Annotated in this window: 7 protein-coding genes; 1 reads left to right on the top strand and 6 read right to left on the bottom strand. The window is 63.9% G+C overall.

From position 1 onward, the window contains the following. A partial coding sequence (locus tag ABZD10_RS12230; protein WP_372886842.1) for a geranylgeranyl reductase family protein occupies positions 1-1,111 on the top strand: 1,111 nt, incomplete at its 5' end. Here the strand turns inward: ABZD10_RS12230 and trxC are convergent. From trxC to hydA, 6 genes are all read right to left on the bottom strand, one after another. Continuing rightward, entirely contained in the window at positions 1,108-1,542 is a 435-nt protein-coding gene (gene trxC / locus ABZD10_RS12225; RefSeq protein ID WP_372886841.1) for a thioredoxin TrxC, read from the bottom strand. The genes ABZD10_RS12230 and trxC overlap by 4 nt on opposite strands. A gap of 129 nt (positions 1,543-1,671) precedes the next feature. Beyond that, on the bottom strand, positions 1,672-2,661 hold the full coding sequence (locus ABZD10_RS12220) for an ABC transporter substrate-binding protein (protein ID WP_372886840.1): 990 nt from the start codon (positions 2,659-2,661) through the stop codon (positions 1,672-1,674). 58 nt (positions 2,662-2,719) lie between these two features. After that, a complete protein-coding gene (locus ABZD10_RS12215; RefSeq protein WP_372886838.1) occupies positions 2,720-3,559 on the bottom strand; it encodes an ABC transporter permease in 840 nt (279 codons plus the stop codon). Further along, positions 3,556-4,434 carry an ABC transporter permease gene (locus ABZD10_RS12210; RefSeq protein WP_372886836.1) on the bottom strand — a complete coding sequence of 293 codons (879 nt, stop codon included), beginning with the start codon at positions 4,432-4,434 and terminating at the stop codon, positions 3,556-3,558. The genes ABZD10_RS12215 and ABZD10_RS12210 overlap by 4 nt, the downstream gene beginning before the upstream one ends. Before the next feature lie 210 nt (positions 4,435-4,644). Further along, the gene (locus tag ABZD10_RS12205) at positions 4,645-5,427 is read right to left on the bottom strand and encodes an ABC transporter ATP-binding protein (protein WP_372886835.1); all 783 of its coding nucleotides are present in this window, start codon (positions 5,425-5,427) and stop codon (positions 4,645-4,647) included. A gap of 83 nt (positions 5,428-5,510) precedes the next feature. Continuing rightward, positions 5,511-6,974: a dihydropyrimidinase gene (gene hydA / locus ABZD10_RS12200; protein WP_372886834.1), complete on the bottom strand. Its 1,464-nt coding sequence runs from the start codon at positions 6,972-6,974 to the stop codon at positions 5,511-5,513. Positions 6,975-7,057: the final 83 nt, after the last annotated feature.

Below are 7,057 nucleotides of genomic sequence, written 5' to 3'. Positions count from 1 at the left end.
CGGCAGCGCCGCGGCCTGCTGGGCCGCGCGGCATGGGGCGCGGGTTGCGCTTGTCGACAAGGCGCGCTTTCCGCGCGACAAGCTGTGCGGCGGCCTGTTCACCGAACGCAGCCGCAGCTATTACCGCGAGATCTTCGGGCGCGAGTTCGACCTGGCCGACGTGGTCACCCGCGAAGAGATCGAGTTCTGGCACGACGGCGCCTGCCTTGCCCGGCTGACGGGCATCCCGCCGCTGCACCTGACCATGCGGCGCGATCTCGACAACCGGCTCTATCGCCACGCGCTCGAGGCCGGGGCGGCGGATTTCACCGGCCGCCCGGTGGCATCGCTGGACGACACCGGCGTCACCTTCCGCGACGGCGAAACCCTGTCAGCCCAGGTCCTGATTGGCGCCGACGGGGTCAATTCGATCGCCGCACGCCATGTTTTCGGCGCCCCTTTCGACAAGCGCAGGATCGGCTTCGGGCTCGAGATCGAGGCCCCGGCAGGTATTCAGCCGACCGCGCAGTCGCCGCTGCGGATCGACTTTGCCGCCGCGAAATGGGGCTATGGCTGGCATTTCCCCAAGACCGCCTCGACCACGATCGGCATCGGCGGGCTGCTCGACCCGAACCCGGACATGAAGGGCCAGTTCACCGGATATCTGAACCGGTTGGGCCTGCCCGCCGAGGATTACAGGTTCAAGGGCCATTACCTGCCGTTCGGGGATTTCCGCAAATCACCGGGGCGCGGCAACCTGCTGCTGGCGGGGGACGCGGCCGGGCTTGTCGACCCGATCACCGGCGAGGGGATCGCCTTTGCCATGAAAAGCGGCCAGCTCGCCGCCCAGGCCGCGCTCGAGGCTCTGGCCGCCGGCGCTCCTGCGGGGGCGCTTGACCGTTACCAAAAGGCCCTGAAAGACCTGCACCGGTCGCTGCGGATCGCCCGCAACCTGCGCCGCATCATCTTCGCCCCGCGCTGGGAAAAGGCCTTTACCGGCACCTTCCGGCGCTCGGGCACGGTGCGCATGCAATACATGCGGCTGTTGGCCGGCGAAGTGGAATACCCCGAACTGGCGCTCAGCGTGCTGAAACGCCTGCCGCGCTATGTGCTGAACCGCTTCCGCCGCTAAGCGAGACTCTGCCGCACCCATTGGACGATCGCCGCGCTTGGCAGGGCCCCCGACTGGCGCGCCCTTTCGCGCCCGCCGGCAAAGGCCGCCATGGTCGGAATGCCGCGAATGCCGTATTTCGCCCCGGCCTGCGGGTGGTCCTCGGTGTTGAGCTTGACCAGCCGCGCCTGCCCGCCAAGGTCTCCGGCCGCCTGCGCGAATTGCGGCGCCATCTGGCGGCAGGGGCCGCACCACGGCGCCCAGAAGTCGACCACCAGCGGCAGGTCGTCGTTGCGCGCCGCCTTTTCCAGCGTCGCCAGATCGACCTCGGCCACCTTGCCCGACAACAGCCGCGCCCCGCAGGTGCCGCATTTGGGACCAGCGCCCAGTTTCTCGGACGGGATGCGATTGACCTGGCCACAGTCGAGACAGGTCAGTTTCTTGCCAGCCATGAGATACCCCCAATTACATATCGGTTTCGGAATACATAAGGGTTTCGGCGCCCGTGAAAAGACCCGGGCAGCAAAAAAGGGTCAGGGGGTGCCCCTGACCCTTTCCCCACGCTCCCCGTGGTGAGACCCCTAGTTCAGGGCCTTGTCGGTGATCGCATGAGTCCATGCGCCCATCGGTTTCTGGGTGATGACCGGATCGGACCCGCCCGACATCAGGCTCGAGACCGTACGGTCGAAATCGGCCGGGTCCAGCGCGCCGTTGGAACCGGCGGTCAGCTTGGCGATCTCGCCCATCATGCGTTTCTGGTGCTCTTCGGTCTGGGCGCCCGAAGCATCATTGTCGAGCACGATCATCGCCGCCTCGTCGGGGTTTTCCTCGGCCCATTTCCAGCCCTTCATCGAGGCCCGCACGAAACGCACCATCTTGTCCTCGAAGGCCGGGTCGGCAAGGTTGTCCTCGAGCACATACATGCCATCCTCGAGCGTCGCGACGCCCTGGTCCTCGTATTTGAACACCACCAGGTCGTCGGGGCTGAGGCCGGCGTCGATGATCTGCCAGTACTCGTTATAGGTCATGGTCGACACGCAGGCCGCCTGACCCTGCAGGATCGGGTCGACGTTGAAACCCTGTTTCAGCACCGTGACACCCCCGTCGGAACCGTCGGTGGCCAGGCCCAGCTTGTTCATCCAGCTCAGGAACGGGTATTCATTGCCGAAGAACCAGACCCCCAGCGTCTTGCCGGCGAAATCGGCCGGGCTCGACACGCCGGCATCCTTGCGGCAGGTCAGCATCATGCCCGAGGATTTGAACGGCTGGGCAATATTGACCAGCGCCAGACCCTTTTCGCGGCTGGCCAGAGCCGAGGGCATCCAGTCCAGCACCACATCGGCGCCACCGCCGGCGATCACCTGCGCCGGTGCGATGTCGGGGCCACCCGGCTTGATGGTCACGTTCAGACCTTCATCGGCATAGAACCCCTTGTCGAGGGCCACGTAATAGCCGGCGAACTGCGCCTGTGTGACCCACTTCAACTGCAGGGTCACGTCATCGGCGGCCTGCGCCATCGAGGCCGCCAGCCCCAGGGCCGCGGCCCCCAGTGTCTTGATCAATGTCTTCATGTCTTACTCTCCTTGTTGGTCTTCGGTTATGGCCGGTGTGGTTTGTCCTTGTTGTCACTCAGCCTCGTTGCGACGGGTGCCAGAAGGTCACCGTTTTCTCCAACAGCGCCACCCCGCCATAGAATGCGGAACCGACGATGGCGGCAACCACGATCTCTGCCCAGACCATATCCAGTGCCAGCCGTCCGACCTCGGTCGAAATGCGGAACCCCATGCCCTTGATGGGGGAGCCGAAGAATTCGGCCACGATAGCACCGATCAGCGCCAGTGTTGTCGAAATCTTCAGCCCGTTGAAGATGAAGGGCATGGCCGCCGGAAGCCGCAGCTTGAGCAGCGTCTGCGGATAAGAGGCGGCATAGGTGCGCATCAGGTCGCGCTGCATGTGATCCGTGGCCTGCAGCCCCTGCACGGTGTTGACCAGCATCGGGAAGAACACCATCACCACCACCACGGCGGCCTTGGACTGCCAGTCGAAACCGAACCACATCACCAGGATCGGCGCCATGCCGATGATCGGCAGGGCGGCCACGAAATTGCCCACCGGCAGCAGCCCCCTTTGCAGGAACGGGAACCGGTCGATCAGCACCGCGATCAGGAAGGCCGAGCCGCAGCCGATGACATAGCCGCTCAGCGCGCCCTTGATGACGGTCTGGACGAAATCCTGCCACAGGATGTCCAGCGAGGTGGCAAAGCGAACGGCGATCATCGACGGCGGCGGCAGCAGCACCGCATTGATACTGAAGCCCTGCACCACGCATTCCCAGATCGCCACCAGCGTCAGCCCGAAGATCAGCGGCACCGCGATGCCGGTCAGCCGGGTGCGCGGCCGGTTCGACAGCCAGACATTGATACCCCAGCCCAGGAGCCAGGCGAAAAGCCCTGCGAAAATCCAGCTCATCGTGCCATCCCCATGCGTTTCAGAACCCGGGTCTGGATCAGACCGATGATCCCCACCAGCGCCGCCGCCAGCGCCGCCGCGGTCAAAAGCGCGCTCCAGATCTGGATCGTCTGACCATAATAGCTGCCCCCGAGCAGCCGCGCGCCGAGGCCCGCCACCGCCCCGGTCGGCAGCTCGCCGACGATGGCGCCGACCAGCGAGGCCGCCATGGCGATTTTCAGCGAGGTGAAGAGATAGGGCATCGAGGACGGCAGGCGCAGCTTCCAGAACTGCTGGCCGGCGCTGGCATTCCAGGTCTTCATCTGGTCGAGCTGCATGTGATCCGGGCTGCGCAGCCCCTTGACCATGCCCACCACCACCGGGAAGAAGGACAGGTACATCGAGATCACCGCCTTGGGCACCAGACCCGAGATGCCGATCGCGTTCAGCACCACGATGATCATCGGCGCGATGGCCAGGATCGGGATCGTCTGGCTGGCGATCACCCAGGGCATGATGCTGCGGTCCATGGTGCGGTTGTAGACGATGCCCACCGCCAGCGAGATCCCCAGCAGCGTGCCCAGAACGAAACCCTGCAGGGTCGAACTCAGCGTGATCCAGCTGTGATAGATCAGCGAGCGTTTCGAAAACGCCTTGCCGCGCACCACCATGGCGCCGGTGGTCTTCCAGATCTCCTGCCCCACCTGATGCGGCGGCGGCAGCTTCGGCTTCTGCTGGTTCATCGTATCGGCGATGATCTCGGCGGTGGTCAGCTCCAGCCCAGCCCGCTTGGCCTTGTCCAGCGCCCATGGCGTGTTCAGCGCCACGGAACCGGCATACCACAGCACGAAAATGCCGATCACCACCGTCAAAACCGGAAACAGGCTGCGCATCATGTCCGTGCTCCTTGTTTCACTGTTCGCCAAATACTCATCTTGTCGACGGCGCGGCCGGAGGCGGCGATGGAGTTTTCGAGTATTTTAAGAACAATGAAAGGTTTTGCTGCGAGTCTGGCGGCACGGTACAGGCTGGAGAGCCGATGACCGTGAACGGTGAAAGGTCGCTTACCCTGGACAAGGGCGGCGCCGGCGGGATATGCGGCTGGCTCAGTCATCCGCATGTCCCGCTCTCAACCCGTCGCGCACCCGATGCGCGATCTTGATGAATTCCTCGCTGTCGCGGATGTCCAGCGGGCGCTCTTTGGGCAGGGTGCTTTCGATGACATCGGTGATGCGACCCGGGCGCGGGCTCATGACCACGATCCTGGTCGACAGGTAGACCGCCTCGGGGATCGAATGGGTGACGAAGCCGATGGTCTTGTTGGTGCGTGCCCAGAGTTCCAGCAGCTGTTCGTTGAGGTGGTCGCGCACGATCTCGTCGAGCGCCCCGAAGGGTTCATCCATCAGCAGGATGTCGGCCTGAAACGCCAGGGCGCGGGCGATCGAGGCCCGTTGCTGCATGCCGCCCGACAGCTGCCAGGGGAATTTCTTCTCGAAACCGTCGAGATGCACCAGTTCCAGCACCTCGCGCACGCTCTTGTCCTGGGTCGCGCGGTCGACGCCCATGATTTCCAGCGGCAGGCGGATATTGCCGCCGATGGTGCGCCACGGGTAGAGGCCGGCGTGCTGGAACACATAGCCATAGGCGCGCGCCCTGCGCGCCTCTTCGGGTGACACGCCGTTGACGGTAATTTCGCCGGCGGTGGGTTTCTCGAGATCGGCCATGACCCGCAGAAATGTGGTCTTGCCGCAGCCCGACGGGCCGATGAAGCTGACGAAATCTCCTTTTTCGATCTCGAGACTGACGTCCTTCAACGCATGGACGGGCCCGTCGTTGGTCTGAAAGGTCAGCGACAGGTTCTTCGCTTGGATTACTGTTTGGTGGCTCATGCGCTGCCCATTTTCCCTGTCCCGGCGCCCCGGCACCGGAACCTGCTGCATCAGCCCCGGGGACATCCCCGGGGCGGGTTCCATCAAATCCCCGCGGGGATGTTCATCGGATCGCGACTGATCTGTTTAGGCGCGGTCAGTTCCTTCCATTTGCTGAGCGCCAGGCTGGCGCTGGGGAAGGCGGGGCGCGGCACGAAGCGCCCGCGTCCGGGCTGCGGCTGCGAGTTCTGCCCCCAGGCCCAGATCACCTCGCCCCGGCTCAGTGTGTAGCGCGCCTGCGCCTTGACGTCGAAGCCTTCGAAGACGTTGTAATCCAGGACTGAATGGTGGTTGGCCTGGCTGATGGTCTTGGAGATCTTCGGATCCCAGACCACGATATCGGCATCCGCCCCTTCGACGATGGCGCCTTTCTTGGGATAGATGTTGAGGATCTTGGCCACATTGGTCGAGGTCGCGGCGACAAACTCGTTGGGCGTCAGGCGCCCGGTTTCCACGCCTTCGGTCCACAGCACCGCCAGCCGTTCCTCGAGCCCGTTCGAACCGTTGGGGATGAGACAGAAATTGTCCCTGCCCATCAGCTTCTGGTCGCTGGTAAAGGCCGCGTGGTCGGTGGCCACCACCTGCAGGCTGCCCGCCTGCAACCCGGCCCAGAGGCTTTGCTGGTGTTCCTTGTTGCGGAAGGGCGGTGACATCACCCGGCGCGCCGAATGCATCCAGTCGCCCTTGAAATACTCGCTTTCGTCCAGGGTCAGGAACTGGATCAGCGGCTCGCCGTAAACCCGCATGCCCTTCTGGCGTGCCCGGCGGATCGCTTCATGGGCCTGCTCGCAGGAGACATGCACGATATAAAGCGGCACCCCGGCGGCATCGGCGATGGTGATGGCGCGATTGGCGGCCTCGCCCTCGAACTCGGGCGGGCGCGAATAGGCATGGCCCTCGGGCCCGGTAATGCCCTGCTCCAGCATCTGCGCCTGCATATCCGCCACCAGGTCGCCATTCTCGGCATGCACCATCGGCAGCGCGCCCAACTCCTTGCAGCGCTTGAACGAAGCGAACATCTCGTCATCCTCGATCATCAGCGCGCCCTTGTAGGCCATGAAATGCTTGAACGAGTTGACGCCCATGTCGACGGCGTCTTTCATTTCCTCGAACACCTGCTGGTTCCAGCCGGTGATCGCCATGTGATAACCGACGTCCGAACAGATCTGCGGCGCCGATTTGCGGTGCCATTCGTTGATCGCATTCTTGATCGAGCCGTCCTCGCCCGGCAGGCAGAAATCGACCACCATGGTGGTGCCGCCGACAGCCGCCGCCCAAGTGCCGCTCTCGAACGTCTCGGCCGCCGTGGTGCCCATGAAGGGCATTTCCAGATGGGTGTGCGGGTCGATGCCGCCGGGGATCACATAGGCGCCCTCGGCGTCGATATAGTCATCGCCCTTCAGATCTTCGCCAATCTGCTTGATCACTTCGCCTTCGATCAGCACGTCGGCTTTCCACGTGCGGTCTGCAGTACAGACGGTGCCGCCTTTGATAACTTTAGTGGTCATAGCGTACCTCCCCTTCTTTTCCGTCATCCCTCTCGAAACAATTTCGAGAAGAGCCTACCGTTTCGTTTGCGTATATGTCCGGT

It is taken from the genome of Shimia sp. (genome assembly GCF_041624275.1).
In the GTDB taxonomy this organism is placed as follows: domain Bacteria; phylum Pseudomonadota; class Alphaproteobacteria; order Rhodobacterales; family Rhodobacteraceae; genus Shimia.
This window is presented reverse-complemented; position numbering and strand designations above follow the sequence as displayed.

Bases quoted from the DNA above. Each gene is read 5' to 3' on its own strand.
- ABZD10_RS12215 (WP_372886838.1), bottom strand. From the start codon at position 3,559: ATGAGCTGGATTTTCGCAGGGCTTTTCGCCTGGCTCCTGGGCTGGGGT.
- ABZD10_RS12210 (WP_372886836.1), bottom strand. From the start codon at position 4,434: ATGATGCGCAGCCTGTTTCCGGTTTTGACGGTGGTGATCGGCATTTTC.
- hydA (WP_372886834.1), bottom strand. From the start codon at position 6,974: ATGACCACTAAAGTTATCAAAGGCGGCACCGTCTGTACTGCAGACCGC.
- trxC (WP_372886841.1), bottom strand. From the start codon at position 1,542: ATGGCTGGCAAGAAACTGACCTGTCTCGACTGTGGCCAGGTCAATCGC.
- ABZD10_RS12205 (WP_372886835.1), bottom strand. From the start codon at position 5,427: ATGAGCCACCAAACAGTAATCCAAGCGAAGAACCTGTCGCTGACCTTT.
- ABZD10_RS12220 (WP_372886840.1), bottom strand. From the start codon at position 2,661: ATGAAGACATTGATCAAGACACTGGGGGCCGCGGCCCTGGGGCTGGCG.